This window comes from Thioclava sp. L04-15, assembly GCF_002020275.1.
Taxonomy (GTDB): domain Bacteria; phylum Pseudomonadota; class Alphaproteobacteria; order Rhodobacterales; family Rhodobacteraceae; genus Thioclava; species Thioclava marina.
Map to the genome: position 1 here is coordinate 31388 of NZ_MPZW01000004.1, position 23691 is coordinate 55078.

Annotated in this window: 21 protein-coding genes; 16 read left to right on the forward strand and 5 right to left on the reverse strand. The window is 64.5% G+C overall.

The features are described 5' to 3' along the window. Positions 1-108: 108 nt before the first annotated feature. On the reverse strand, positions 109-1059 hold the full coding sequence (locus tag BMI90_RS10315) for an aldose epimerase family protein (protein ID WP_168172754.1): 951 nt from the start codon (positions 1057-1059) through the stop codon (positions 109-111). A 434-nt stretch (positions 1060-1493) separates the two neighbouring features. Next, positions 1494-2390 (reverse strand): hydrogen peroxide-inducible genes activator, encoded by an 897-nt coding sequence (locus BMI90_RS10320; protein WP_078529098.1) that lies wholly within the window; start codon positions 2388-2390, stop codon positions 1494-1496. Between the two features lie 118 nt (positions 2391-2508). On the opposite strand from BMI90_RS10320, the gene BMI90_RS10325 reads away from it, so the two are divergent. The 8 genes from BMI90_RS10325 to BMI90_RS10360 all read left to right on the forward strand — a co-directional run bounded on the left by BMI90_RS10325 (position 2509) and on the right by BMI90_RS10360 (position 11041). Next, the gene (locus BMI90_RS10325) at positions 2509-3153 is read left to right on the forward strand and encodes a peroxiredoxin (protein WP_078529100.1); all 645 of its coding nucleotides are present in this window, start codon (positions 2509-2511) and stop codon (positions 3151-3153) included. 57 nt (positions 3154-3210) lie between these two features. Further along, entirely contained in the window at positions 3211-3648 is a 438-nt protein-coding gene (locus BMI90_RS10330; protein WP_078529102.1) for a DNA starvation/stationary phase protection protein, read from the forward strand. 192 nt (positions 3649-3840) lie between these two features. After that, on the forward strand, positions 3841-5409 hold the full coding sequence (glpD, locus tag BMI90_RS10335; protein WP_078529104.1) for a glycerol-3-phosphate dehydrogenase: 1569 nt from the start codon (positions 3841-3843) through the stop codon (positions 5407-5409). Positions 5410-5430: 21 nt separating this feature from the next. Next, positions 5431-6918, forward strand: coding sequence for a glycerol kinase GlpK (glpK, locus tag BMI90_RS10340; protein WP_078529106.1), 1488 nt, complete (start codon positions 5431-5433; stop codon positions 6916-6918). A gap of 84 nt (positions 6919-7002) precedes the next feature. Next, the gene (gene puuE, locus BMI90_RS10345; protein ID WP_078529108.1) at positions 7003-8418 is read left to right on the forward strand and encodes an allantoinase PuuE; all 1416 of its coding nucleotides are present in this window, start codon (positions 7003-7005) and stop codon (positions 8416-8418) included. Then, positions 8415-9251 carry a bifunctional allantoicase/(S)-ureidoglycine aminohydrolase gene (locus BMI90_RS10350; RefSeq protein ID WP_245795050.1) on the forward strand — a complete coding sequence of 279 codons (837 nt, stop codon included), beginning with the start codon at positions 8415-8417 and terminating at the stop codon, positions 9249-9251. The genes puuE and BMI90_RS10350 overlap by 4 nt, the downstream gene beginning before the upstream one ends. A gap of 96 nt (positions 9252-9347) precedes the next feature. Continuing rightward, positions 9348-9836 carry an ureidoglycolate lyase gene (locus BMI90_RS10355; protein ID WP_078529112.1) on the forward strand — a complete coding sequence of 163 codons (489 nt, stop codon included), beginning with the start codon at positions 9348-9350 and terminating at the stop codon, positions 9834-9836. Between the two features lie 77 nt (positions 9837-9913). Then, positions 9914-11041, forward strand: coding sequence for a zinc-dependent alcohol dehydrogenase family protein (locus BMI90_RS10360; protein ID WP_078529114.1), 1128 nt, complete (start codon positions 9914-9916; stop codon positions 11039-11041). Here the strand turns inward: BMI90_RS10360 and BMI90_RS10365 are convergent. After that, positions 11038-11928 carry a LysR substrate-binding domain-containing protein gene (locus BMI90_RS10365; RefSeq protein WP_078529116.1) on the reverse strand — a complete coding sequence of 297 codons (891 nt, stop codon included), beginning with the start codon at positions 11926-11928 and terminating at the stop codon, positions 11038-11040. The two genes, BMI90_RS10360 and BMI90_RS10365, sit on opposite strands and share 4 nt — an antisense overlap. A gap of 132 nt (positions 11929-12060) precedes the next feature. On the opposite strand from BMI90_RS10365, the gene BMI90_RS10370 reads away from it, so the two are divergent. Beyond that, complete coding sequence (locus BMI90_RS10370) at positions 12061-13281, forward strand: acyl-CoA dehydrogenase (protein ID WP_078529118.1); 1221 nt, start codon at positions 12061-12063, stop codon at positions 13279-13281. Then, complete coding sequence (locus BMI90_RS10375; RefSeq protein WP_078529119.1) at positions 13281-14399, forward strand: CaiB/BaiF CoA-transferase family protein; 1119 nt, start codon at positions 13281-13283, stop codon at positions 14397-14399. The genes BMI90_RS10370 and BMI90_RS10375 overlap by 1 nt, the downstream gene beginning before the upstream one ends. Position 14400: 1 nt before the next feature. On the opposite strand, the gene BMI90_RS10380 is transcribed toward BMI90_RS10375, so the two are convergent. Further along, entirely contained in the window at positions 14401-16341 is a 1941-nt protein-coding gene (locus tag BMI90_RS10380) for a lytic transglycosylase domain-containing protein (RefSeq protein WP_168172755.1), read from the reverse strand. Between the two features lie 158 nt (positions 16342-16499). Between BMI90_RS10380 and dapA the strand changes: the two genes are divergently transcribed. Beyond that, positions 16500-17372 carry a 4-hydroxy-tetrahydrodipicolinate synthase gene (gene dapA, locus BMI90_RS10385; protein WP_078529123.1) on the forward strand — a complete coding sequence of 291 codons (873 nt, stop codon included), beginning with the start codon at positions 16500-16502 and terminating at the stop codon, positions 17370-17372. A 172-nt stretch (positions 17373-17544) separates the two neighbouring features. Beyond that, complete coding sequence (locus tag BMI90_RS10390) at positions 17545-17925, forward strand: DUF805 domain-containing protein (RefSeq protein ID WP_078529125.1); 381 nt, start codon at positions 17545-17547, stop codon at positions 17923-17925. Positions 17926-17998: 73 nt separating this feature from the next. Here BMI90_RS10390 and ileS read toward each other — a convergent pair whose 3' ends face one another. Continuing rightward, on the reverse strand, positions 17999-20911 hold the full coding sequence (gene ileS, locus BMI90_RS10395) for an isoleucine--tRNA ligase (RefSeq protein WP_078529127.1): 2913 nt from the start codon (positions 20909-20911) through the stop codon (positions 17999-18001). A 358-nt stretch (positions 20912-21269) separates the two neighbouring features. Between ileS and BMI90_RS10400 the strand changes: the two genes are divergently transcribed. The 4 genes from BMI90_RS10400 (at position 21270) to tolR (ending at position 23671) form a co-directional block, all read left to right on the forward strand. Beyond that, positions 21270-21986: a hypothetical protein gene (locus tag BMI90_RS10400; protein WP_245795040.1), complete on the forward strand. Its 717-nt coding sequence runs from the start codon at positions 21270-21272 to the stop codon at positions 21984-21986. Beyond that, positions 21976-22377: a tol-pal system-associated acyl-CoA thioesterase gene (gene ybgC / locus BMI90_RS10405; protein WP_078529129.1), complete on the forward strand. Its 402-nt coding sequence runs from the start codon at positions 21976-21978 to the stop codon at positions 22375-22377. Before BMI90_RS10400 ends, ybgC begins: the two co-directional genes overlap by 11 nt. A gap of 117 nt (positions 22378-22494) precedes the next feature. Further along, positions 22495-23190: a protein TolQ gene (gene tolQ, locus BMI90_RS10410; protein ID WP_078529131.1), complete on the forward strand. Its 696-nt coding sequence runs from the start codon at positions 22495-22497 to the stop codon at positions 23188-23190. A gap of 1 nt (position 23191) precedes the next feature. Continuing rightward, a complete protein-coding gene (gene tolR, locus BMI90_RS10415) occupies positions 23192-23671 on the forward strand; it encodes a protein TolR (RefSeq protein WP_078529133.1) in 480 nt (159 codons plus the stop codon). The last annotated feature ends 20 nt before the right edge of the window (positions 23672-23691 follow it).

The window sequence follows — 23691 nt, forward strand, 5'->3', positions numbered from 1 at the left end:
CGTGGCCAGAGCCGACGTCCCAGCCCGGGAGAAAGCTGGACGAGCCTCTGATCACCCGCCCCACGCAGGTTGTTTTTCCTTTTTCAGGAAAATTCAGAAAATAGGCGATTACTTTTCGCGCGTCGAAAACGCGAACCTCATCCGGTTCAAATAGGCCTCCCCGGGGCGAAGGATCGCATTCGGGAAATCCGGATGGTTCGGCGCGTCAGGCCAGGATTGCGGTTCGAGGCAAACACCGGACGGCATGCCGGATTGCGCATCGGTGTAGAGCTGCAAGCCGGGTTGATCGCTCGACACCCTCATCTCGCGCCCGGTTTCCGGAGCGTATAGCACCGCGACTTCGCGCAGGCTCTCGCTCGGCTCAAGGCAGAAGCAATGATCGTAACCGGTCCTCTCGCCGTGCAGCAAAGGGCGCTCTTCGCGAAAATCGAACTCTGTTCCCGAGACTGTTTGCGGTGTGCTTTCGGGAAGTCGTGCGTCGTCGACCGGCAAATAATGCTGCGCAGAAATTTGCAGCAGGTGATCGCCGATCTGCCCTCCGTCCGCGAGGTTGTAGAACCCATGCGAAGTGATCGAGACCGGGCAGGCGCGCGTCACCGTCGCACGATAGGTGATGCTCAGTGTCGCCGGCGGGGTTAGCGCGAAATCGGCCTCGATGCTCAATTCACCCGGAAAGCCCTGATCGCCGTCGGGGCTTTCAAGCCGAAGCGTGAGCGCGCTCATCCAATGCGCGACAACTTCCCACTTGCGGCGGTCGAATCCGTCTGCGCCGCCATGCAGACAGTTGGAGGACTCGTTTGCACTCAACTCGTAGTGCTCACCGTCGAGCGTGAAACGCGCTCCGGTTATGCGATTGGCGAAACGTCCGATCGTTGCACCACGAAAGCTGCGCTGTCGCTGATATGCGGCGGGATTGGGCAGGCCGACGAGCACATTTTTCAGCGTGCCCGCTCTATCGGGCACTTTGAGGCTGTGCAGTGTCGCGCCATAAGGAAGGATCTCCGCGCGAACACCGGTGGGCAGGCCGATGCACAGCATCGTCGCGTCATCGATGATCATTCCCGTTCCCCCGAAAGTCACAAGGACGTGATTGGTGCGGGGCCAGCATGACATGAGCGCGAAGCTACGCGCAGCTTTTTCGGCTCGCGCGGCACATTTCGCTGAAGGATTTTTTGAGGCTGTCGACAGACGATGGCCGCGAGGCTTTTCGACAAGTCTTTGGTTTTATATTTGAAAATCCCGACATGGCATCCGGCTCGAAACGAGCTTTTCTGGTTCGACCTGATTGCAGGGCGCTTGCCGAGTCGAGAGAGAACCGGGGCGAGCGAGGGGAGAATCGGACGGATTTCCTCTGCCGCGGGCTGGATCGATTCGGCCCCCCCTTCTTCTGAACGATGCCGGTTTGCGGCGTTTCTCGATCGCGACCGGTGGGCGGAAATCCACCCCTTCGCTGGAGGTTTCCGGGCCGGTTTCAACCCCGTGTCATTCCCTGATCACATCCCCGCGCGGGTACGGCGCAGCAGATCGCCCAGCTCGCGAAAGAGAGGCGCCCTGGCCGAGGTGCCGCGCCATCCGAGCACGACCCGGCGCGGGCAGGCATCGGTCAGGGGCGCAATGGCGATCTCCTGCCCGCCGATGACTCCCGCATCGAGCGCGAGATTGGGCAGCAGCGTGATGCCCAGCCCCTCGCTCACCATCGAGATCAGCGTGGCAAGCGAGGTCGCGGAGAAACTGTCATCCTGCTCGATGTCGCGATCGGGAAAGGCCGAGAGCGCGTGGCGTTGCAGACAGTGCCCCTTCTCGAGCAGCATCAGCCGCGCACCGTCAAGCTGATCGCCGCTGACGGGTGAGGGGCCGAAGCTGCCGGGTGGCGCGGCGAGGTGATAGCCGTCGTCGAACAGCTCCATCACCTCGATGCCGGGGATGTCGAAGGGTTTTGCGAAGAGGATCAGATCGAGTCGTCCGGTTTGCAGCCCGTCAAGCAGGGTCTCGGTCATCTCTTCGCGTAGAAGGAGCCGCAGATCGGGGAAGCGCTGGCGGATCTCGGGGAGCGCCCGCGGGATGAGGTAAGGCCCGATCGTCGGGATCGCTCCGAGCCGCAGATCGCCGCCTTCGGGCGCGCGTTGTGTTGCTGCCAGATCCTCGATCTCGCGCGCGGCGAGCAGCACAGCGCGCGCCCGTTCGGCAATCTCGGCCCCGATCGGCGTCAGGAGGACCGACCGCTTGGTGCGCTCGGCCAGCTGCACGCCCAACCGGTCTTCAAGCTCCTTGAGCCCGGCCGACAAAGTGGGCTGGGTCACGAAGCAGCTTTCGGCGGCACGGGAGAAATTCAGCTCGTCGGCGATGGCCGTGAGAAAGCGCAGCTGGCGCAGAGTGAGGAGCGGAAGCATTATCGAAAACCTCTATAACAGAGATCATTATAATCAATTTCAGCTATCACTGGCCATGCTCTAAATCTCTCTCATCGAAACAGCGAACACGAAACGCGCAAGACAGATGGAGACGAACATGACCGAAGTGACCCAACCCAAAATGCCGCAGCTGAATGCCCCCGCACCGGCTTTCGACGCGCCCACGACCCATGGCCAGAAGACCCTCGAGGACTACAAGGGCAAGTGGCTGATCCTGTTCTCGCACCCGGCCGACTTCACGCCGGTCTGCACCACCGAATTCATCGCCTTCGCGAAGAAGCAGGACGAATTCGAAGCGCGCAATACCGAGCTGCTGGGGCTCTCGATCGACAGCCACTACTCGCACATCGCCTGGATGCTCAACATCAAGGAGAAGTTCGGGACCGAGATCAAATTCCCGATCATCGCCGACCTCTCGATGACCGTGGCGCAGGCTTACGGCATGATCCAGCCGGGCGCGTCGGACACCTCGGCGGTGCGCGCAACCTTCATCATCGACCCCAACGGCGTGCTGCGCGCCATGGTCTACTACCCGATGGTCGCGGGCCGTTCGATCGACGAGATCTACCGTCTCCTGGTCGCGCTCCAGACTGCCGAAGAGCACAAATGCGCGATGCCGGAGAACTGGAAGCCGGGTGACGAAGTGATCGTCCCGACGCCGGCCACGCCGGAAGCCGCGCAAGCCCGCGCCGGTGAGGGCTACAACACGGTCGACTGGTACTTTTCGACCCGTCAGATCTGATCCGAACACCCCGGCGGTACGCCGCCGGGGTCTAGTCCGCCCAAGGAGAAGCACGCCATGAGCCAGCAAGCCAATATCGACAGCATGACCAATATTCTGGGCCAGACCTTCGGCCTTTATGTCCAGACCCACGGCTATCACTGGAATGTCGAGGGGCCGCAATTCCGCCAGTTCCACACGCTCTTTGAAGAGCAATATCAAAATCTCTGGGAAGCGCTCGACGAGATTGCCGAGCGGATCCGCTGCCTCGGGGCCTATGCGCCGGGCACGCTCTCGGAGCTGACGACGCTGGCCGGGGATGCCCCCGCGCGTGCCCAATCGGCCGAGGCGATGGTCGATGCGCTGATCTCGGCGCATGGCGCGCTGGCCGCGAAGTTGCGCGACGCGATCACCACCGCGCAGGAGGCGGGCGACGAGGTCTCGGCGGGCGTACTCACCGATCGGCTGGAATGGCACGAGAAGGAAATCTGGATGATGAAGGCCTCGCGCGCTTGACGCGCGACCTCTCCGGCTCCAGCGTCGAGACGAACGGCCGCCAAGGGTATGGCGGTCGTTTTCGTCGCGTGACTGTCATCGAAACGTTGCGCGAAATTCGCTCGAAAATGCGCGAAAATTTTCTATATTAGAGAAAGCGAACATTGACGAACGAGTCGCATCCCTTTGCTAGGGCATGCAGGAGACGGAAAGATGACGGCAAGAACGGACGCGGTGGACCTCTTCGTGATCGGCGGGGGCGTGAACGGTTGCGGGATCGCGCGCGACGCGGCGGGCCGCGGCTTGCGGGTGAGGCTGGCCGAGATGGGCGATCTGGCGCAGGCGACGTCCTCGGCCTCGACCAAGCTTTTCCACGGTGGGCTGCGTTATCTCGAATATCTCGAGATCAACCTTGTACGCGAGGCGCTCAGCGAGCGCGAGGTGCTGATCCGCGCAATGCCGCATATCTCCTGGCCGATGCGTTTCGTTTTGCCCTACAGCGCCAATATGCGCTTCGAGAGCGATACACCCGTATCCAAGATGCTTTCGACCGTGATGCCCTGGATGAAGGGCAAGCGCCCGTCCTGGATGATCCGCTCGGGCCTGTTTCTCTACGATCACTTGGGCGGGCAGCACCTGCTGCCGGGAACGAAACGGCTTGATCTGCGGGGCAGCCCCGAGGGCGCGCCGCTCAAGGACGAGTTCGTGCATGCGTTCGAATATTCGGATGGCTGGGTGCAGGATGCGCGGCTTGTGGTGCTAAACGCGCGCGATGCCGAGGCGCGCGGTGCCGATATTCGGGTGCGCACCAAGGTGATCGAGGCTCGCCGCGACGGCGGCCACTGGATCGTCACAACCGAAGGCCCGAACGGGCGCGAGGAGCATCTCGCCCGCGCGGTGGTCAATGCGGGCGGCCCCTGGGTCGAGCAGATTTTGAAAGGTACGATGGGCAGCGCCAGCCGTGAGCATGTCCGCCTCGTGCGCGGCAGCCACATCGTGACCCGCAAGCTCTACGATCACGACAAATGCTATTTCTTCCAGGGCTCGGACGGGCGGATCATCTTTGCCATTCCCTACGAGCAGGACTTCACCCTGATCGGCACGACCGAGGCCGCGCATGAGGGCTCGCCGCTGACTGCCGAATGCACCGAAGAAGAACGCGATTACCTGTGCGATTTCGCCTCGCAATATTTCAAGGAAGAGGTCACGGCCGACGATGTCGTCTGGACCTATTCCGGCGTGCGCCCGCTCTATGAAGACGGGGCGAGTTCGGCCACGGCGGCGACGCGCGAATATGTGCTTTCGCTCGACGCGCCCGCAGGTCAGCCCGCGGCGCTGCATGTCTTCGGCGGCAAGATCACGACCTATCGGCGTCTGGCCGAGGATGCGCTGGCCAAGCTCCGTCCGCACCTGCCGGGAATGGGCGGACCGTGGACGAAAGACGCGCATCTGCCGGGCGGCGATTTCGCGCCCGAGGAGGTCGGCGCGAAGATCGCCAAGCTTTCGCAGGACTACCCCTTCGTGGATCGCAAATGGGCGGAGCGAATGATCCGCCATTACGGCACCGATGCTTGGGCTATCCTTGGTGCGGCCAAGACCCGTGACGATCTGGGCCGAGATTTCGGCGCGACGCTGACCGAGACCGAGCTGCGCTGGCTGGTGGACGAGGAATGGGCGCGTAAGGTCGAGGACGTGATCTGGCGGCGCACGAAGCTGGGCTTGCGGCTTGACGCCGATCAGGTCAACTCTGTCTCCGCGTGGCTGGAGGAGCACGCGGGCTGACACGGCAAGGGGGAGGAGCGCATGGGGTATATTCTGGCAATCGATCAGGGCACCACGTCCTCGCGCGCGATCGTGTTTGATGCCGCTCTGACGCCTCTCGCCTCCGCGCAACAGGAATTCACACAGCATTTCCCGCATTCCGGTTGGGTCGAACACGACGCGACCGAGATCTGGGAGAGCGTGCTGGCGACCTCGCGCGAGGCAATCGAGACGGCCGGGATCGCGGCGTCCGATATCGCCGGGATCGGCATCACCAATCAGCGCGAGACGACCGTCGTCTGGGACCGCGAGACGGGCCAGCCGATCCATAACGCCATCGTCTGGCAGGATCGACGCACCGCCAACTATTGTCGCGACCTGCGCGAAGACGGATTCGAAGAGGTGGTCACATCTCGCACCGGCCTTCTGGTCGATCCCTATTTCTCGGCCACCAAGCTGCGCTGGCTTCTGGAAAACGTCGAGGGCGCGCGTGAGGCCGCCGAGGCGGGCAAGCTCGCCTTCGGCACGATCGACAGCTGGCTGATCTGGAAGCTAACCGGCGGCAAGGCACATGCGACCGACGCCACCAACGCCGCACGCACGATGCTTTACGACATCGCCAAGGGGCGCTGGTCGACGACCATCGCGGAAAAGCTCGGCGTGCCGATTGGGATGCTGCCCGAGGTCAAGGACTGCGCCGCCGAGTTCGGTGTGACCGACCCCGGCCACTTCGGCGTCGAAATCCCGATCCTCGGCGTCGCGGGCGATCAGCAGGCCGCGACCGTGGGGCAGGCCTGTTTCAAGCCGGGGATGCTGAAATCGACCTATGGCACGGGCTGTTTCGCACTGCTCAACACGGGCGATCAGATGGTGCGCTCGGAAAACCGGCTTCTGACGACCATCGCCTATCAGCTCGACGGCAAGGTCACCTACGCGCTCGAAGGCTCGATCTTCATTGCGGGCGCGGTGGTGCAATGGTTGCGCGACGGGCTGAAGATCATCGAGTCGGCGGGCGACACGCAAAGCCTCGCGGAAGCCGCCGACCCCGAGCAGGAGGTGATCATCGTGCCCGCCTTTACCGGCCTCGGCGCGCCTTATTGGAACCCCGATTGCCGTGGAGCGGTCTTCGGCCTGACCCGCAATTCCGGCCCCGCCGAGTTTGCCCGTGCAGCGCTTGAATCGGTCGGTTTCCAGACCCGCGATTTGCTGGAGGCGATGCAGGCCGACTGGTCCGACGATGCGCGGCCAACCTTGCGTGTCGATGGCGGCATGACGGCGTCGGACTGGGCGATGCAGTTCCTGTCGGATATTCTCGGTGCGCCCGTGGATCGCCCGAAGGTTCTCGAGACAACGGCGCTCGGCGCGGCCTGGCTCGCGGGCTACAAGGCGGGTCTCTGCCCCGAACCCGACGAGTTCGCGACCTCCTGGGCGCTCGACCGTAACTTCACCCCGCAGATGGAGGAGGCCGCGCGTGAAGCGCGTTACGGTGCGTGGCAGAAGGCGGTACAGGCGACTATTGCCGCGGTTTGAGAGAGGCCGGATAGGTCAGTCCCCCTTTCCCTTTCCTGAATTTTGCTCTTTCCTGTCGATGTTCGACAGAATTGGAGCCTCCCGATGACCCGCTACCCCCGCGATCTGCGCGGCTATGGCCGCACCACTCCCGATCCGCGATGGCCCGGCGGTGCACGTGTCGCGATCTCGATGGTGCTCAATTTCGAAGAGGGCGGCGAGAATTGCGTCCTGCACGGGGATGCCGCCTCGGAGGCGTTCCTGTCGGATATTGCGGGCGCGGCGCAATGGCCCGGCCAGCGCCACTGGAACATGGAATCGATTTACGAATACGGCGCGCGCGCCGGGTTCTGGCGGCTGCACCGGCTCTTCACCGGGCTGAACGTACCGCTGACCATCTATGGCGTCGCCACCGCGCTCGCCCGCGCCCCCGAACAGGTCGCGGCCATGAAGGAGGCGGGCTGGGAGATCGCGTCTCACGGCCTCAAATGGGTCGAGCATAAGGACATGGCCGAAGAGGACGAGCGCCGCCAGATCGTCGAGGCGATCCGCCTGCACACCGAGGTCGTCGGTGAGCGACCACGCGGCTGGTACACCGGTCGTTGTTCTGCCAACACCGTGCGCCTGACCGCCGAAGAGGGCGGGTTCGACTGGATCTCGGACACCTATGATGACGATCTTCCCTACTGGCTCGAAGTCGGCGATCGCGACCAGCTGGTGATCCCCTACACGCTCGAAGCCAACGACATGCGTTTCGCCACGGCACCGGGCTATATCGAGGGCGAGCAGTTCTTCACTTATCTCAAGGACAGCTTCGACACACTCTATGCCGAGGGGTTGGAAGGCGCGCCGAAGATGTTCTCGGTCGGCCTGCATAATCGCCTGATCGGACGGCCCGGCAAGGTTGCAGGACTGAAACGCTTCCTCGATTACGCTCTTTCGCATGAAGGCGTCTGGTTCGCGACCCGTGGCGAGATCGCCGCGCATTGGGCCGCGACCCATCCCCACAGGCGGCGCGAACGTCCGAGCCAGATGAGCCGCGACCGTTTCGTCGAGGTCTTCGGGTCAATCTACGAGCACTCTCCGTGGATCGCTCAGCGCGCCTTCGATCTCGAGCTCGGCCTGGCCCATGACGCGGTCGAGGGCATGGCCTCCGCGCTCGCGCGCGTCTTCCGCTCGGCCAGCGAGGCCGAACGCCTCGGCGTGCTTTCCGCCCACCCTGATCTCGCGGGCAAGCTCGCGCAGGCAAAACGCCTCACCGCCGAGAGCACCGCCGAGCAGGCGAGCGCGGGGCTCGATGCGCTGACCGATGAAGAACGGGCCACCTTCGAGGGTCTCAACACGGCCTACACCGAAAAATTCGGTTTCCCCTTCATCATCGCGGTAAAAGACAATACGAAGGCATCAATCCTCCACGCCTTCCGCCGCCGTCTGGATCAGGACCGCGACACGGAATTCGCCGAGGCCTGTCGCCAGGTCGAGCGGATCGCGTGGCATCGCCTGAACGCCATGGATCTTTGATGGAATACACATATTACGCTCCCACCGGAGGCCTGCCCGACCAGAACCAGCGTGCCCGTGAGCGCGCCCAGTTCAACACCTCCTATGCGGTGATTCCGCGCGGGGTTCTCTCCGATATCACCATCTCGCTGTTGCCCGGCTGGGAGAAGACCCGCGCCTGGGTGCTTGCCCGCCCGCTGTCGGGATTTGCCGAGACCTTCGCCGAGCTGATCGTTGAGGTCGCTCCGGGCGGCGGTTCGGAGGATCCCGAACCCGATCCGGACGGCGAGGGCGTGATCTTGCTGCTTGCAGGCCACATGCGCCTCGTGATCAATGGCATCGGCAACGAGTTGGAGCCGGGCGGATACGCCTATCTCGCGCCCGGTGCGAAATGGTCGGTCGCAAATGACCATGACACCCCCGCGACCTTCATCTGGGTCCGCAAGCGCTACGAGCGCGTGGCGGGTATCGACGCGCCCGACAGCTTCGTCACCGCCGATCATGAGAAGCCGCCGCAGGAAATGCCCAATACCTCGGGCTACTGGTCGACCTCGCGCTTCGTCGATCCCGATGATCTGCGCCACGACATGCATGTGAATATCGTCACCTTCATGCCGGGCGGCACGATCCCCTTCGCGGAAACCCACGTGATGGAACACGGCATCTACGTGCTGCAAGGCCGCGGCGTCTACCTGCTCAACCAGGACTGGATCGAGGTCGAAGAGGGCGATTTCATGTGGCTGCGCGCGTTTTGCCCGCAAGCCTGCTACGCCGCAGGCCGCCGGCCGTTCCGCTACCTGCTTTACAAGGATGTGAACCGCCATCCGAAGCTCGGCTCGCCCTTCCCGGGCTGAGCCTCCCCTTCGAGTTGGCCCAAATATCCCGGGGGTGAGGGCGCAAGCCCGAGGGGGCAGCGCCCCCCTTGCCCCGCCCGAAACCGAAGGCACGCGATGCAGATCAAAGTAGACCCCCTCACGCCTCAGGCCTTCGCCCCCTTCGGCGATGTGCTCGACGCAACCGGTGCGCCCGACAAGATCATCAATGCCGGGCTCTGTGGGCGTTACCACGACCGGGCGTGCCTCGATTTCGGCCCTGAGACCGGGGGCCGCGCCGGGATCTCGATCTTCAAGGCCGAGCCTCGCGCGCTGCCCTATCTCTGCGATCTGCTCGAGCGCCATCCCGAGGGCTCTCAGGCCTTCATCCCGATGAGCGCCGATCCGTTTCTCGTCATTGTCGCCCCCGATGAGGACGGCAAACCGGGGCAGCCTCGGGCCTTTCTCACCAATGGAGCGCAGGCGATCAACCTGCATCGCGGCACATGGCACGGTGTACTGACCCCGCTGGTCGCACCCGGCCTCTTCGCCGTCATCGACCGGATCGGGGACACCGCGAACCTCGAGGAATACCCGCTCACCGATCCCTTTACCGTGATCGGCTGACTCTCTCCGACAGGAGGCATGGACACTTCCGGCGAACTTTCCCAAGCTGCGCGAAACCGCTTTGGGAGGAGCCGGAGATGAAGACGCGGATCGCACTCTTGCGCGAGATGGGCAAGGCGCGCCCCTATACCGACAGCAAGCCGCTGGAAATCGTGGAGGCCGAATTGGACGATCCCGGTCCGGGCGAGCTGCTGATCAAGATGGCCGCGGCGGGCCTGTGCCATTCCGACCTCTCGGTGATCAACGGTGATCGCCCGCGCGACATGCCCGTGGCGTTGGGCCATGAGGCGGCAGGCGTGGTCGAGGCGGTCGGCCCCTATGTCACCCGTTTCGCGCCCGGCGATCACGTCGTTCTGGTTTTCGCACCCTCCTGCGGCCATTGCGTACCCTGCGCTGAAGGCCGCCCCGCGCTGTGCGAGCCTGCCGCCGTCGCCGCCGGTAAAGGCGCGCTCATCACAGGATCGAAACGCATCTCGGTCGGGGGCAATCCTGTGAACCACCATATCGGCGTCTCGGCCTTTTCCGATTACGCCGTGGTGTCCGAGGCCTCCTGCGTGAAGATCGACAAATCCATCCCGCTTGATCAGGCCGCCCTTCTGGGTTGCGCGGTGCTGACGGGGGTTGGTGCTGTGCTGAACTCGGGTGGGCTCAAGACCGGGCAAAGCTGCGCGGTCGTGGGGCTGGGCGGTGTGGGCCTGGCGGGGCTCTTGGGCGCGATCGCAGCGGGAGCGCGCACGGTGGTTGCCGTCGATCTGGCCAAGGACAAGCGCGACCTCGCTCTGAAACTTGGCGCGACCCATGCCATCAACCCGACCGAAGAGGGTGCGGTGCAAAAACTGCGCGACCTCACCGGCGGTGGCGTCGATCTTGCGGTGGAACTGGCTGGTGCGGTCCCGGCGCTGCAATTCGCCTATGCGATCACACGGCGGGGCGGCACGACCGTCACGGCGGGCCTGCCGAACCCGCAGGCCGAATTCAAGATCCCGGCCGTGTCGCTCACTGCGAACGAGCACGCGCTGAAGGGCTCTTACATGGGGTCTTGTGTGCCGGTCCGCGACATTCCGCGTTTCGCGCAGATGATGGTGCAGGGGCAGCTTCCGATCCCGGAACTGATGACCCATCGTCTGAAGCTCGAAGAAATCAACGAGGGCTTCGAGCGGCTCGCAGCGGGCGAGGCGATCCGGCAGGTCGTCATCTTCGACTAGGCGCCGATCTCGGCGCGCAGCCAATCGCGGAAGGCGCTCACATGCGGCGCCTCCCGCGCGCGCTCGGGCAGGATCAGCGCGTAGCTTTCGCCGGTCGCGAACCGGCGTGGCGTGGCCTGCACCAGCCGCCCCGAGGCCAGCGCCCCTTGCGCGATAATCGCGGGCACCAGCCCGAGCCCCATCCCCGCGCTCGCCGCATCGAGGATCATGTCGAAATGATCGAAGCGCGCCCCGCGCAGGATGCGCCGCGCGTCCCGGCCGCTTTCACGAAACCAGTCGAGCCAGAGCGTCGGCCGCGTCGATTGCTGCAACAGCGGTAGGTCCAGAACGGCGTCGTCATCCAGCGCCGCGCGCCCCGCCATCAACTGCGGCGCGGCCACCACGATCAGTTCCTCGGCGACGAGACTTTCGATCTCCGCGCCAACCTGTTCATGCTTTGAACGCATGATCGCGAGGTCGAACGGGTCACGCTCGAAATCGACGGGCAGCAGGCGCGCGCTCAGATCGAGGCTTACCTGCGGCTGCGCCGCCTCGAAGCCCGCGAGCCGCGGGATCAGCCAGCTGCGCGCAAAGCTCGGCAGCACCGCCATCCGCAGCACCGCCTGCGCGCCACCGAAGGCCATCGCCCCCATCGCCGCCGTGTCGATCCGGCCCAGAATATCCTCGGCTTGCGCCAGGAAAACCTGACCCGCAGGCGAAAGCACCAGTCGCTTGCGGACCCGGTCGAACAGCGCCACGCCCAGCCGTTCCTCGAGCGTCCCGAGCGAGCGCGACACCGCCGATTGCGTCAGGTTCAGCTCTGCCGCAGCCCGTGTCGTCGTGCCGAGCCGCGCGCAGGCGGCGAAGGCCTGCAACTCGTTGATCGTGGGGGTGTAGTTCTTGCGCATGGTCTGGGATTATCCGTCTGGTCTCAGTCAATAACATGCGCAAAACTCATCAATATCGCAAATTTAATCGTTTGCGCGGTGCGCCCCGATCCCTAAAGTCCCGCCAAAGAGTTTCAACGCCCGAGGATCGCCATGACTGACCGCCCGACCATCAAAGCCAAGGACGCCCCCGATCTGGGCAAATTCACCTGGGATGACGCGCTGCGTCTGGAAAGCCAGCTCACCGAAGACGAGCGGATGCTGCGCGATGCGGCCCGCGCCTATGCGCAGGACAAGCTCCAGCCGCGCGTGATCGACGCCTATGCCGAGGAAAGCACCGACCCCGCGATCTTCCGCGAGATGGGCGAGATGGGCCTCTTGGGCGCGACGATCCCCGAGGAATATGGCGGGCTCGGCGCGGGCTATGTCTCCTACGGCCTGATCGCGCGCGAGATCGAGCGGGTCGATAGCGGCTACCGCTCGATGATGTCGGTGCAATCCAGCCTCGTGATGTATCCGATCTACGCCTATGGCTCGAAAGAGCAGCGCCGGAAATACCTGCCCAAGCTGTCGACCGGTGAATGGATCGGCTGTTTCGGCCTGACCGAACCCGATGCGGGCTCGGACCCGGCGGGCATGAAGACCCGCGCCGAGAAGACCGCGACCGGCTATCGCCTCATCGGCTCGAAGATGTGGATCACCAACTCGCCGATCGCGGATGTCTTCGTGGTCTGGGCGAAATCCGAAGCCCATGGCGGCAAGATCCGTGGCTTCGTGCTGGAGAAGGGCATGAAGGGGCTGAGCGCGCCGAAGATCGGCAACAAGCTGTCCTTGCGCGCCTCGATCACCGGCGAGATCGTGATGGAGGGCGTTGAGGTCGGGGAAGACGCGCTGCTTCCGCATGTCGAAGGGCTCAAGGGCCCGTTCGGCTGCCTCAACCGCGCCCGCTACGGCATCGCCTGGGGAGTGCTGGGTTCGGCCGAGTTCTGCTGGCACGCAGCGCGCCAATACGGGCTCGACCGCAAGCAGTTCGACAAGCCGCTCGCGCAGACGCAGCTGTTCCAGAAGAAGCTCGCCGATATGCAGACCGAGATCACGCTGGGCCTGCAGGCGGCACTGCAAGTCGGCCGCCTGATGGACGCAGCCGATGCCGCCCCCGAGATGATCTCGCTCATCAAGCGCAACAATTGTGGCAAGGCGCTGGATATCGCGCGGATGTCCCGCGACATGCATGGCGGCAACGGCATCTCGGGCGAGTTTCAGGTGATCCGCCACATGGTCAACCTCGAGACGGTCAACACCTACGAGGGTACCCATGACGTCCACGCGCTGATCCTGGGCCGCGCGCAAACGGGCCTGCAGGCCTTCTTCTGATGGCCCCGCTCGAAGGTGTGAAGGTCGTCGAGCTGGCGCGGATTCTGGCTGGTCCCTGGGCCGGTCAGGTGCTCGCCGATCTCGGCGCAGAGGTGATCAAGGTCGAGGCCCCCGAAGGCGACGATACCCGCCGCTGGGGCCCACCCTTCATCGCCCGCGAGGGCGACGGGCCGGAGGGCCGGTCGGCCGCCTATTTCCACGCCACCAATCGCGGCAAGCGCTCGGTCATTGCCGACTTTCGCACCGAGGAAGGCCAGCAGATCGTGCGTGATCTGGTGAAAGACGCCGATGTGGTGATCGAGAATTTCAAGCTCGGAGGGCTCAAGAAATACGGCCTCGATTACGAGAGCCTCTCTGCGATCAATCCCCGCCTCGTCTATTGCTCGATCACCGGCTTCGGTCAGGACGGGCCCTATGCGCCCCGCGCGGGCTATGACTTCCTGATCCAGGGGATGGCGGGCTGGATGGACCTGACCGGCGATCCCGACGGCCAGCCGCAGAAGGTGGGCGTGGCCTTCGCCGATCTCTTCACCGGCCTCTATGCGGTGATCGGGATTCAGGCGGCGCTGGCGGCGCGGGCGCGCACCGAGCGCGGCCAGCTCGTCGATATGGCGCTGCTCGACTGTGCGGTGGGCGTGCTCGCCAATCAGGGGATGAACTTCCTTGCAACCGGGAACGCGCCGCGACGCCTCGGCAATGCCCATCCCAATATCGCGCCCTACGAGGTGGTCAGCGCCAAGGATGGCGATCTGATCCTTGCGGTCGGCAATGACGGTCAGTTCCAGCGGCTTTGCGAGGTGCTGGGCCTCGACCTTGCCACCAACCCCGATTTCGCGACGAATGAAGCTCGCGTGGCCAATCGCGAGGCCCTGCGCGCCGACCTCCTGCCCGCGCTCGCGCAATGGCCGCGTGCCGATCTGCTCGCCGCGCTGGAGCAAGCGACCGTCCCCGCTGGCCCGATCAACTCCGTCGATCAGGTCTTCGCCGATCCGCAGGTTCAGGCGCGCGGGATGCGGATCGAGGCCGAGGGCATCCCCGGCATCCGCACGCCGATCCGCTTTTCGGAGACGCCGCTTGCCGATCCGAGACCCGCGCCGAAACTGGGAGAGGCGGGCTAGCTCAGCCCGCCAACCCGCGCAGGATATCGGTGAATTTCACCTCCGGTTTGCCCAGTCGTGCGCGGTAGGGCGGGATCGCCTCGGCCACCCGCATTGCGTAATTGCGGGTCTCGGTGAAGGGGATCATCTCGACCCAGTCGACCACGTCGACAGTACCGATGCGCGGATCGCCCAACTCCTCGATCCAGCGGCGCGGGCGGCCCGGTCCGGCATTGTAGCCCGTCGCGACCAGCACCGCCGAGGGACCGAACTCGTCGCGCAGTTGGGCCAGATAGGCCCCGCCGAGCCTGAGGTTATAGGTCGCGTCCGTCGTCAGCCGAGCATAGTTGTAGGGCAGGCCGGTCTTCGTCGCCATCATCTTTGCCGTGCCGGGCATCAGCTGCATCAGGCCTTGCGCGCCGACATGGCTGCCGACCCCGATCGCGAACTGGCTTTCGCGCCGGGCCACGGCCAGAACCAACTCCTCGGGAACGCCCAGTTCATGGCTCGTCAGCCCCGGAATGGGCCACAGCGCCTCAGCGATGATCTCACCTTTCAGCGCCGCGCGCTTGCCGATGATCAGGGCGAGATAGTCGTCATTCTGTTCGAGCGCATATTTCGCGAGCGCCCCGAAATTACCCGGGCCGAGGCTTTCCTCGAGATGCAATACGAACCGCGCGGCGAGATCCTTTTCGTCGGCATCGTAGAGCAGCTGGGCGGCCTGAAAGACCGAACTATGCCGGAACTTGTATTCGTTCCAGTCGGGCAGCTCTGGCCCTTTCGCGAAATCTGGGGGCAGGGGTTTGCCGAGACGTTCGGCCGAGAGCAGCCCGTAATAGGCATCTTGCAGGATCGCCCCGTTTGCCCATGCGGCCTTAGCTTCATCGGTCTTGCCCATCCGCTCGAGCGCACGACCCTGCCAATAATAGGCGCGGGCCGAGGAGATCGGTCCATCCACCGCCTTTTCGAGATTGTGGAAGTGGGTCTGCGCGGTCGCTGCATCACCAAGCTTGAGAGCCGCGAACCCCGCCACCCATTCGAGATCGGCATAATCCGCGCCGCCGGGCTCGAGATGGTGCGCGACCGCGAGCTTGTAGGCGCGTTCGACATTGCCGTTGCGCAGATCCCAGCGCGCCTGGGCCGCACGCAGATCGGCCCAGAGCGCGGGATCCTCGAGATCGGCTGCGCTCGCGGAACGCTCCAGGATCAGCTCGGCCGCGCCATCTTCCAGCCCCTCGCGCCAGCGCCACCACGCGCGATCGCGGGCAAGCCCCGCCGAGCGCGCGACCATGTATTCGGGCACTTTCGCGATAAGGTCGTCGACCCCGCCTTGGCGGGCCTGCAGGGCGATCCGGGCGCGCGCGACGGACTCGGTGCCGGGCGTGACCAGAGACAGCATGCGGCGCGCATCGGCCAGACGGCCGCGATCGAGCATCACTTGCATCCGACCGCCGTGATGGGGGGCGACCAGTTCCGGGTAATCGGCGAGGAACTGTGCCTGCTCATCCGCGCTCAGAGGCAACTCGCGCCAGACCTGCCCGGCGGTCTTTGCGGCCTCCGTTTTCTGACCAAGCGCTAGATGCGCCGCGATCAGGGCCAGCGCGCCGGTGCCGGTTTGCGGTGGGCCGAGCTTGAAATAGGTGATCACCTGTTCGGGTGGGATGCCGGCGAGCGTCGCTTCTCCCTTCTCGCGCAGGTAGGGCATGCCGGGCCAATCGCTGCGCCGCGTCGCGAAATCGCGGTAATCGGTGAAGCTGCCTTCGCCCGCCCGGAGACGCTGCCATTCGAGGACATCGAAGCCGAGCGGCCCCGCGCGGCGTGCAAGATTTTCCGCCGTATCCCAGTTGCCCGATTTCGCCGCCGCGAGCGCCTCGGCCAGCGCGCCGGTGGCCGCGCGCAGGGCGGCGGGCGTGAGGGCGAACCCGGTGGCGGCGAGCGCCGTGAGGAAGTGGCGTCGTTTCATCATCTCTGCTCGTCTTTGCGGGGTTTTCCCCTTTGCGACCGGCCTCTCACAGATGGGGATGATTCACAAGTTGGCAAGCGTCGCGCAACCGCCTATAACCCGGCCGATTTCCGCCGGGACGACTCAATGCCCGGCCCCAACAAACCAAGGAGCGTGTCATGTTCAAAGGGTCTCTTCCCGCACTCATCACGCCGTTCAAGGACGGCGCGCTGGATCTGGACACGCTCAAGAAACTCGTCGAGTGGCATATCGATCAGGGCAGCCACGGCCTCGTGCCGGTCGGCACCACGGGCGAGAGCCCGACGGTCAGCCATGACGAACACATGACCGTGATCACCGAGGTCGTGAAGGCCGCGAAGGGCCGTATCCCGGTCATCGCCGGTGCGGGGTCGAATTCGACCGCCGAGGGTGTGGAGCTGATCCAGCACGCGGCCAAGACCGGCGCCGATGCCGCGCTCGTGGTCACGCCTTATTACAACAAGCCGACCCAACGCGGCATGATCGCGCATTACACCGCGCTGCACGATGCCTGCGAACTGCCGATCGTGATCTACAACATTCCGGGCCGTTCGGTGATCGACATGATCCCCGAGACGATGGGCGAGCTGGCGAAACTGCCGCGCATCATCGGTGTGAAGGACGCGACCGGAAAGCTCGAGCGCGTTTCGATGCAGCGCATGACCTGCGGTGCCGATTTCATCCAGCTCTCGGGCGAGGACGCGACCGCGCTCGGTTTCAACGCGCATGGCGGCGTGGGCTGCATCTCGGTCACCGCGAACGTGGCGCCGAAGCTCTGCGCCGAGTTCCAGGAGGCGACGCTGGCGGGCGATTACGCCAAGGCGCTCACCTATCAGGACAAGCTGATGCCGCTGCATATGGCGATCTTCCTCGAACCGGGCGTGGCCGGGGCGAAATACGCAATGTCGAAGCTGGGCCTTTGCTCGGCCGAGGTGCGCCTGCCGCTGACCGAACTGCTGCCCGAAACGAAGGCCGCGATCGACGCCGCGATGGCGCATGCCGGTCTGATCTGAGCCAGCCGGGCCAGACGGTCCGAGACCAACCGATCCGGGGCGCGTGTCGCGACAGGCGATACGCGCCCTTTCTCATTTCGCGCCATGCGGCCATGCGGATATTCGCAGTGACGTGATTGCCTCTCCCGGCTTAGACTGGTCGCACCGCAGATCTGACAAACGAGGCAACCCGATGAGCTTCACGGACGCGATCCGCAAATGTTTCTCGAATTACGTCACCTTCTCGGGCCGCGCGGCGCGCCCGGAATTCTGGTGGTTCGTTCTCTTCACTTTCCTCGGGAATTTCGCTTTCGGCGTGCTCGATCGGATCTTCTTCGCGCCGATCGCGAATGGGCGGGAGATTTCCTTTCTTGGCGCACTGTTCTCGCTGGCGGTCTTCCTGCCCTCGCTGGCCGTCATGGTGCGGAGGCTGCACGATTACGACAAATCGGGCTGGTGGGTGCTGATCGGGCTGATCCCGCTGATCGGTACGCTGGTGCTGATCTATTTCGCGGTGCAGCGTGGTTCCGAGGGCGCGAACCGCTTTGGCCCGCCGCCGCCGCCCGCGTCCTGATCGCCCTTGGCTGACATGAAAAGGGCATCCCGCTTGGGGATGCCCTCCTTCTGGTCTCGAACGGCCTCTGGCGTCAGTCCAGCGCGGCGTCGCAGCGCTTGCAGGTGCCCGGATGGGCGTGGCTGCCGACATCGGGCAGGATCTTCCAGCAGCGCTCGCATTTCTCGCCCTCGGCTTTCTCGAAGACGACCGCGATGCCCGCGACTTCCGGCAGGCGGAAGGCCTCTTGCGGGGCCGGATCGGCGGTCAGCGCGATATCCGAGGTGATGCAGAGATCCTCGAAGGGCACCGATTTCAGCGCGCCCAGAACGTCCGCTTCCTCGACATGCACCACCGGTGCGGCCTCGAGCGAAGCGCCGATCACCTTCGCCGTGCGCTGCACTTCCAGCGCCGCCGTCACCACACGGCGGGCCCGGCGGATGCCATCCCATTTCGCGGCGAGGCTCTCGTCGGCCCAAGTGGCGGGCGTCTCGGGGATATCCTGCAGGTGCACCGACACGTCGTCACCGGGGAAGCGCGACAGCCACACGTCTTCCATCGTGAAGACGAGGATCGGCGCAAGCCAGGTCGTCAGGCGGTGGAACAGCAGGTCGAGCACGGTACGGGCCGCGCGGCGGCGGTCGCTATCCTCGGCATCGCAATAGAGCGCGTCCTTGCGGATGTCGAAATAGAAGGCCGACAGGTCCACCGTGCAGAAGTTGAAGAGCTGCTGGAACACGCCCTGGAAGTCGAACGCGTCATAGCCCTTGCGAACCTCCACATCGAGTTGCGCGAGACGATGCAGCACCCAACGCTCCAGCTCCGGCATCTCCGCCGGATCGACGCGCTCGGCTTCGGTGAAACCATCAAGGTTGCCCAGCATGAAGCGCAGCGTGTTGCGCAGACGGCGGTAGCTGTCCGCGACCCCTTTCAGGATCTCGGGGCCGATGCGCTGATCCTCGGTGAAGTCGGTCTGCGCCACCCAGAGGCGTAGGATATCCGCGCCGTATTGCTTGATGACTTCCTCGGGCACGATCGTGTTGCCGAGCGACTTGGACATCTTCATGCCCTTCTCGTCGAGCGTGAACCCGTGCGTCACCACGTTGCGATAGGGCGCGCGGCCTTTGGTGGCGCAGGCCTGCAGCAGCGAGGAATGGAACCAGCCGCGGTGCTGGTCGGTGCCCTCGAGGTAGACATCGGCGATGCCGTCCTCGGTCCCGTCCGCGCGGTCACGCAGCACGAAAGCATGGGTCGAGCCACTATCGAACCACACGTCGAGCACGTCGAAGACTTGCTCGTAATCGTCGGGATTCACGAGGTTGCCGAGAACCTTCGCCTTGAACCCGTCCTCGTACCAGGCATCCGCGCCCTCGGTCTCGAAGGCGGCCTTGATGCGGGCATTCGCCTCGGCATTGCGCAGCAGAAAGTCTTCGTCGGTCGGCTTGGCGCCTTTCTTGACGAAGCAGGTCAGCGGCACGCCCCAGGCGCGCTGGCGGCTGAGCACCCAGTCCGGGCGGTTCTCGATCATCGAGTGCAGCCGGTTCTTGCCCTTCTCGGGGGTAAAGGTCACCAGTTCCTCGATCGAGGTCAGCGCGCGTTTGCGGATCGTGTCGCCATAGGTGCCCATGCCATCGTCGAGCGTATGGTCGATCGCGGCGAACCATTGCGGCGTGTTGCGATAGATCAGCGGTGCTTTCGAGCGCCAGCTATGCGGGTAGGAGTGCTTGATCTTGCCCTTGGCCAGAAGCGCTCCGGCCCAGGCCAGTTGCTTGATGTTGGAGACATTGGCCGGGCCGTCCTTGCCGTCGGCCTCGATGATCGCCTCGCCGCCGAACAGCGGCAGATCCTTGCGGTAACTGCCATCGGGCTCGACATTATAGGTCATCGGCAGGCCGAATTTCAGGCCAAGCTGATAGTCGTCATCCCCGTGCGAGGGCGCGGTATGCACAAAGCCCGTCCCCGCCTCGTCGGTGACGTGATCGCCCGGCAGGAGCGGCACGTCGAAATCCCACTCGCCATTGGCACCCTCGACCCCGGCATAGGGGTGCGACAGGATCACGCCCTCGAACTCGGAGGCCTCTACATCGCGAACGCGCGTGAAGCTCTCGACCTTCGCCTGATCCATCACCGATTGTGCCAGCGCATCGGCCAACACGAGAAGTTCGCCTTCCTCGGCGGTCGATTTCTCGCCCAGCGTATCGACGCGATAGAGCCCGTAAGCGATGCCCGGATTGAACGCCACCGCGCGGTTCTGCGGGATCGTCCAGGGGGTCGTGGTCCAGATCACGACCGAGGCGCCCTCAAGGCCCGATTTCGGCTTGAACCGCACCCAGATCGTGTGGCTGGTGTGGTCGTGATATTCGACCTCGGCCTCGGCCAGCGCGGTCTTCTCGACCGGCGACCACATCACGGGCTTGGAACCCTGATAGAGCGTGCCGTTCATAAGGAACTTCATGAACTCGTCGGCGATCACCGCCTCGGCATGGTAGTTCATCGTGAGGTACGGATCGGCCCAGTTGCCATAGACGCCCAGGCGCTTGAACTCCTCGCGCTGGATATCGACCCAGCTTTCGGCAAAGGCGCGGCATTCGCGGCGGAAGGCCACCACGTCCACGTCGTCCTTGTCGAGACCCTTGGCGCGATACTGTTCCTCGATCTTCCACTCGATCGGCAGCCCGTGACAGTCCCAGCCCGGCACATAGCGCGCATCGCGGCCCATCATCTGCTGCGAGCGCGTGATGAAATCCTTCAGGATCTTGTTGAGCGCGTGGCCGATATGCAGGTGGCCGTTGGCGTAGGGAGGGCCGTCATGGAGCACGAAGCTCGGGCGGTTCTCCTTCGCGGCCTTCTCGCGCAGGCGATCATAGACGCCGATCTTCTCCCAGCGCGCCAGCCAGTCGGGCTCGCGCATGGGCAGGCCCGCGCGCATCGGGAAATCGGTTTTCGGCAGGAAGACGGTGCCGCGGTAATCGGGGGCGGTCGTCTCGGTGGTCTGGTCGGAACTCATGGATAAGTCGTCCTTGGGAAGGGAAAGGGCGTGCGCGCGGCACGCCTCGGGGCTTGGCGCAATATCCCGGCTACCCTGACGCGTCAGAGCGCCGGGCAAGTAATTCGCGGATATGCAGCCAGCAAGAACATGCCGCCCTTATAGGCGCGAGGTGCAAGCGCGGCAAGCGCAGATCAGGGGGCGCCGCCCCCTCGCCCTGGCGGGCTCACCCCCGGGATGTTTTCGCCAAGAGGAAGAGCAATCATTCCTTCTTCTCGATCGAAATATCCCGCAGGTGAGGTGCGTGAGCGTCGAGGGGCTGACCCCTTTCGCCTCTTGCCGCGATCTCCTAGGTTGGGCAGGCAAGCGAGGAGGCGACATGTCGGAACAGGCACAGATCACGGGCGAGATGGTGGAGGGGCTCTTCCGCCGCGCCTCGGGCGAGTATCTTTTCGCGCGCTGGGGGCGGCCCGTGGTGCCGGTCGTCTTCGGGGTCGAGGCGCAGACGCTGGCGACGGTGAAGGGGGCCGTCGAGGCGGTGGTGGCGCTGGCCGGTCACAAGATGGCCGAGACCGATCCCGAGCTGGGCGCCAACCTGATGATCTTTTTCTTCCGCGACTGGCAGGAGCTGCTGGAGGTACCCAATCTCGATCACCTGATCGACGGGCTGCAGGACCTCGTGGCGCGGCTCGACGATCAGGGCGCGAACCAGTACCGGGTCTTCCGCTTCGACAAGGACGGCGCGATCCGCGCTTGTTTCGCCTTCGTACGGATGGATGCGGCGCTGGATGAGGTGCCCGCCGAGGTGATCGCGCTCAGCCAGGCGGTACAGATGATCCTTCTGTGGTCGGACACCGCCTTTAACGAGCATTCGCCGCTTGCGGTCGCGCGCGGGGTCACGGTGCTGCGGCCCGAGATCGCCGCGGTGATCGCTGCGGCCTATGATCCGGTCATGCCCGCGGTCGCGGACGATCCGTCGCATGCTCTGCGCCTTGCCGCGCGGGCCGGTCTGCGGCACGAAGAGGCCGCGCAGGTGGTGCGCGATCTGAGCCGCGAAGTCGGCGAGGCCGATCTGGAGGACAAGGATGGCGCATGAATTCCCGATCCGGGTCTATTACGAGGACACCGATCTCGCGGGTATCGTCTTTTACGCCAATTATCTGAAATTCATCGAGCGCGGGCGGTCGGAGCTGATCCGCGCGCTCGGCATCGATCAGGCCGCGCTGAAGGCCGATCACGGGCTTGTCTTCGCGGTGCGCCGGGTCGAGGCGGACTATCTGCGCTCGGCCAAATACGATGACGAACTGATCGTGACGACCGAGATCACCGCCGAGACCGGGGCGCGGATCATGATGGATCAGACGGTCGAGCGTGACGGAGAGGTGCTCTTTTCCGCCAATGTCGTGATCGTCTGCATGAACGAGGCGGGTGCGCCTCAGCGGCTTCCTGCCGATATTCGTCGCAAACTCGCGCGAAAACTGCATTGAATCGCCGGTTTTGCGGCTGGCGGTGACATTGTTGTTATGGCGTTCCTCTTGCCGCTGAGGTAGAATCGCTGCCAATCAGAGCCTCGATAACGTGGCCTCAACCGGCGAGCAGTATTCATGGACCAAACTTCGCTTGCGATGGCGCAGGAGATCGACTTCTCCCTGCTTGCGCTCTTTCTGCGCGCCTCGCTCACCGTCAAACTCGTGATGATCATTCTCGTCGTGGCCAGCTTCTGGTCTTGGGCGATCATCATCCGCAAGTTCATCGCTTATCGTGCCGCGCGTGCCGAGGCCGAGCAGTTCGACCGCGCCTTCTGGTCGGGTGAGCCGCTCGACGAGTTGTTCGACCAGATCGGGCCGACGCCGGAGGGCGCCAGCCAGCAGATCTTCGCGGCCGGGATGTTGGAGTGGCGACGCTCGCACCGCCAGGATGGGGAGCTGATCGCGGGGGCGCAGGCGCGCATCGAGCGATCGATGGATGTCGCGATCCAGAAAGTCACCGAAAACCTCAATTACGGGCTGACCTTCCTCGCGACCGTGGGCTCGATCTCGCCCTTCGTGGGCCTGTTCGGCACGGTCTGGGGGATCAAGGTGGCCTTCGAGGAGATCGCGATTTCGCAAAACACCTCGCTCGCGGTCGTGGCGCCGGGCATCTCCGAGGCGCTGGTCGCGACTGCGCTTGGCCTGCTCGCGGCGATCCCTGCGGTGATCTTCTACAACAAGCTCTCGTCGGATGCCGATCGCATCGCGGGCAATTACGAGGCCTTTGCCGACGAGTTCTCGACCATTCTCTCGCGCCAGTTGGACGGCTGACATGGGCGCGGGGGTGGTTAAACGCACTTCGGGCGGGACGCGGCGGCGTCGCGGCGGGCGCGGCGGCCATGCCGCGATGGCCGAGATCAACGTCACGCCGATGGTCGATGTGATGCTGGTTCTGCTGGTGATCTTCATGGTGGCTGCGCCGATGATGACGGTGGGTGTGCCGCTCGAGCTGCCCAAGACCGCCGCCAAGGCCGTGCCGGCCGAGCAGGAAGTGCCGCTCACGATCTCGATCCAGGCGGACGGGAAGATCTCGCTGATGAATTCGGAAGTGCCCGAAGGCGAGCTGGTCGCGCGCCTCAAGGCGATCGCGTCAGAGCGGGAAAGCGACAAGGTCTTCCTGCGCGCTGACGGCAAGATTTCCTATGCGCAGGTGGTGCAGGTGATGGGCGCGCTCAACGGGGCGGGCTTTGCAAACATCACGCTGGTCACCGATACCGGGGGGCCGCAGCTGACGGCTCCGGCGGGGAACTGAGCCCAGGGGGCGACACTCGC

What these genes read in the sequence shown, in the direction of transcription:
- BMI90_RS10330 (WP_078529102.1), top strand. Translation starts at nt 3,211, where the DNA reads ATGAGCCAGCAAGCCAATATCGACAGCATGACCAATATTCTGGGCCAG.
- BMI90_RS10325 (WP_078529100.1), top strand. Translation starts at nt 2,509, where the DNA reads ATGACCGAAGTGACCCAACCCAAAATGCCGCAGCTGAATGCCCCCGCA.
- BMI90_RS10360 (WP_078529114.1), top strand. Translation starts at nt 9,914, where the DNA reads ATGAAGACGCGGATCGCACTCTTGCGCGAGATGGGCAAGGCGCGCCCC.
- BMI90_RS10400 (WP_245795040.1), top strand. Translation starts at nt 21,270, where the DNA reads ATGTCGGAACAGGCACAGATCACGGGCGAGATGGTGGAGGGGCTCTTC.
- BMI90_RS10365 (WP_078529116.1), bottom strand. Translation starts at nt 11,928, where the DNA reads ATGCGCAAGAACTACACCCCCACGATCAACGAGTTGCAGGCCTTCGCC.
- BMI90_RS10380 (WP_168172755.1), bottom strand. Translation starts at nt 16,341, where the DNA reads ATGAAACGACGCCACTTCCTCACGGCGCTCGCCGCCACCGGGTTCGCC.
- BMI90_RS10355 (WP_078529112.1), top strand. Translation starts at nt 9,348, where the DNA reads ATGCAGATCAAAGTAGACCCCCTCACGCCTCAGGCCTTCGCCCCCTTC.
- BMI90_RS10315 (WP_168172754.1), bottom strand. Translation starts at nt 1,059, where the DNA reads ATGATCATCGATGACGCGACGATGCTGTGCATCGGCCTGCCCACCGGT.
- puuE (WP_078529108.1), top strand. Translation starts at nt 7,003, where the DNA reads ATGACCCGCTACCCCCGCGATCTGCGCGGCTATGGCCGCACCACTCCC.
- BMI90_RS10320 (WP_078529098.1), bottom strand. Translation starts at nt 2,390, where the DNA reads ATGCTTCCGCTCCTCACTCTGCGCCAGCTGCGCTTTCTCACGGCCATC.
- glpK (WP_078529106.1), top strand. Translation starts at nt 5,431, where the DNA reads ATGGGGTATATTCTGGCAATCGATCAGGGCACCACGTCCTCGCGCGCG.
- ileS (WP_078529127.1), bottom strand. Translation starts at nt 20,911, where the DNA reads ATGAGTTCCGACCAGACCACCGAGACGACCGCCCCCGATTACCGCGGC.
- tolR (WP_078529133.1), top strand. Translation starts at nt 23,192, where the DNA reads ATGGGCGCGGGGGTGGTTAAACGCACTTCGGGCGGGACGCGGCGGCGT.
- tolQ (WP_078529131.1), top strand. Translation starts at nt 22,495, where the DNA reads ATGGACCAAACTTCGCTTGCGATGGCGCAGGAGATCGACTTCTCCCTG.
- BMI90_RS10390 (WP_078529125.1), top strand. Translation starts at nt 17,545, where the DNA reads ATGAGCTTCACGGACGCGATCCGCAAATGTTTCTCGAATTACGTCACC.
- BMI90_RS10375 (WP_078529119.1), top strand. Translation starts at nt 13,281, where the DNA reads ATGGCCCCGCTCGAAGGTGTGAAGGTCGTCGAGCTGGCGCGGATTCTG.
- BMI90_RS10370 (WP_078529118.1), top strand. Translation starts at nt 12,061, where the DNA reads ATGACTGACCGCCCGACCATCAAAGCCAAGGACGCCCCCGATCTGGGC.
- glpD (WP_078529104.1), top strand. Translation starts at nt 3,841, where the DNA reads ATGACGGCAAGAACGGACGCGGTGGACCTCTTCGTGATCGGCGGGGGC.
- ybgC (WP_078529129.1), top strand. Translation starts at nt 21,976, where the DNA reads ATGGCGCATGAATTCCCGATCCGGGTCTATTACGAGGACACCGATCTC.
- dapA (WP_078529123.1), top strand. Translation starts at nt 16,500, where the DNA reads ATGTTCAAAGGGTCTCTTCCCGCACTCATCACGCCGTTCAAGGACGGC.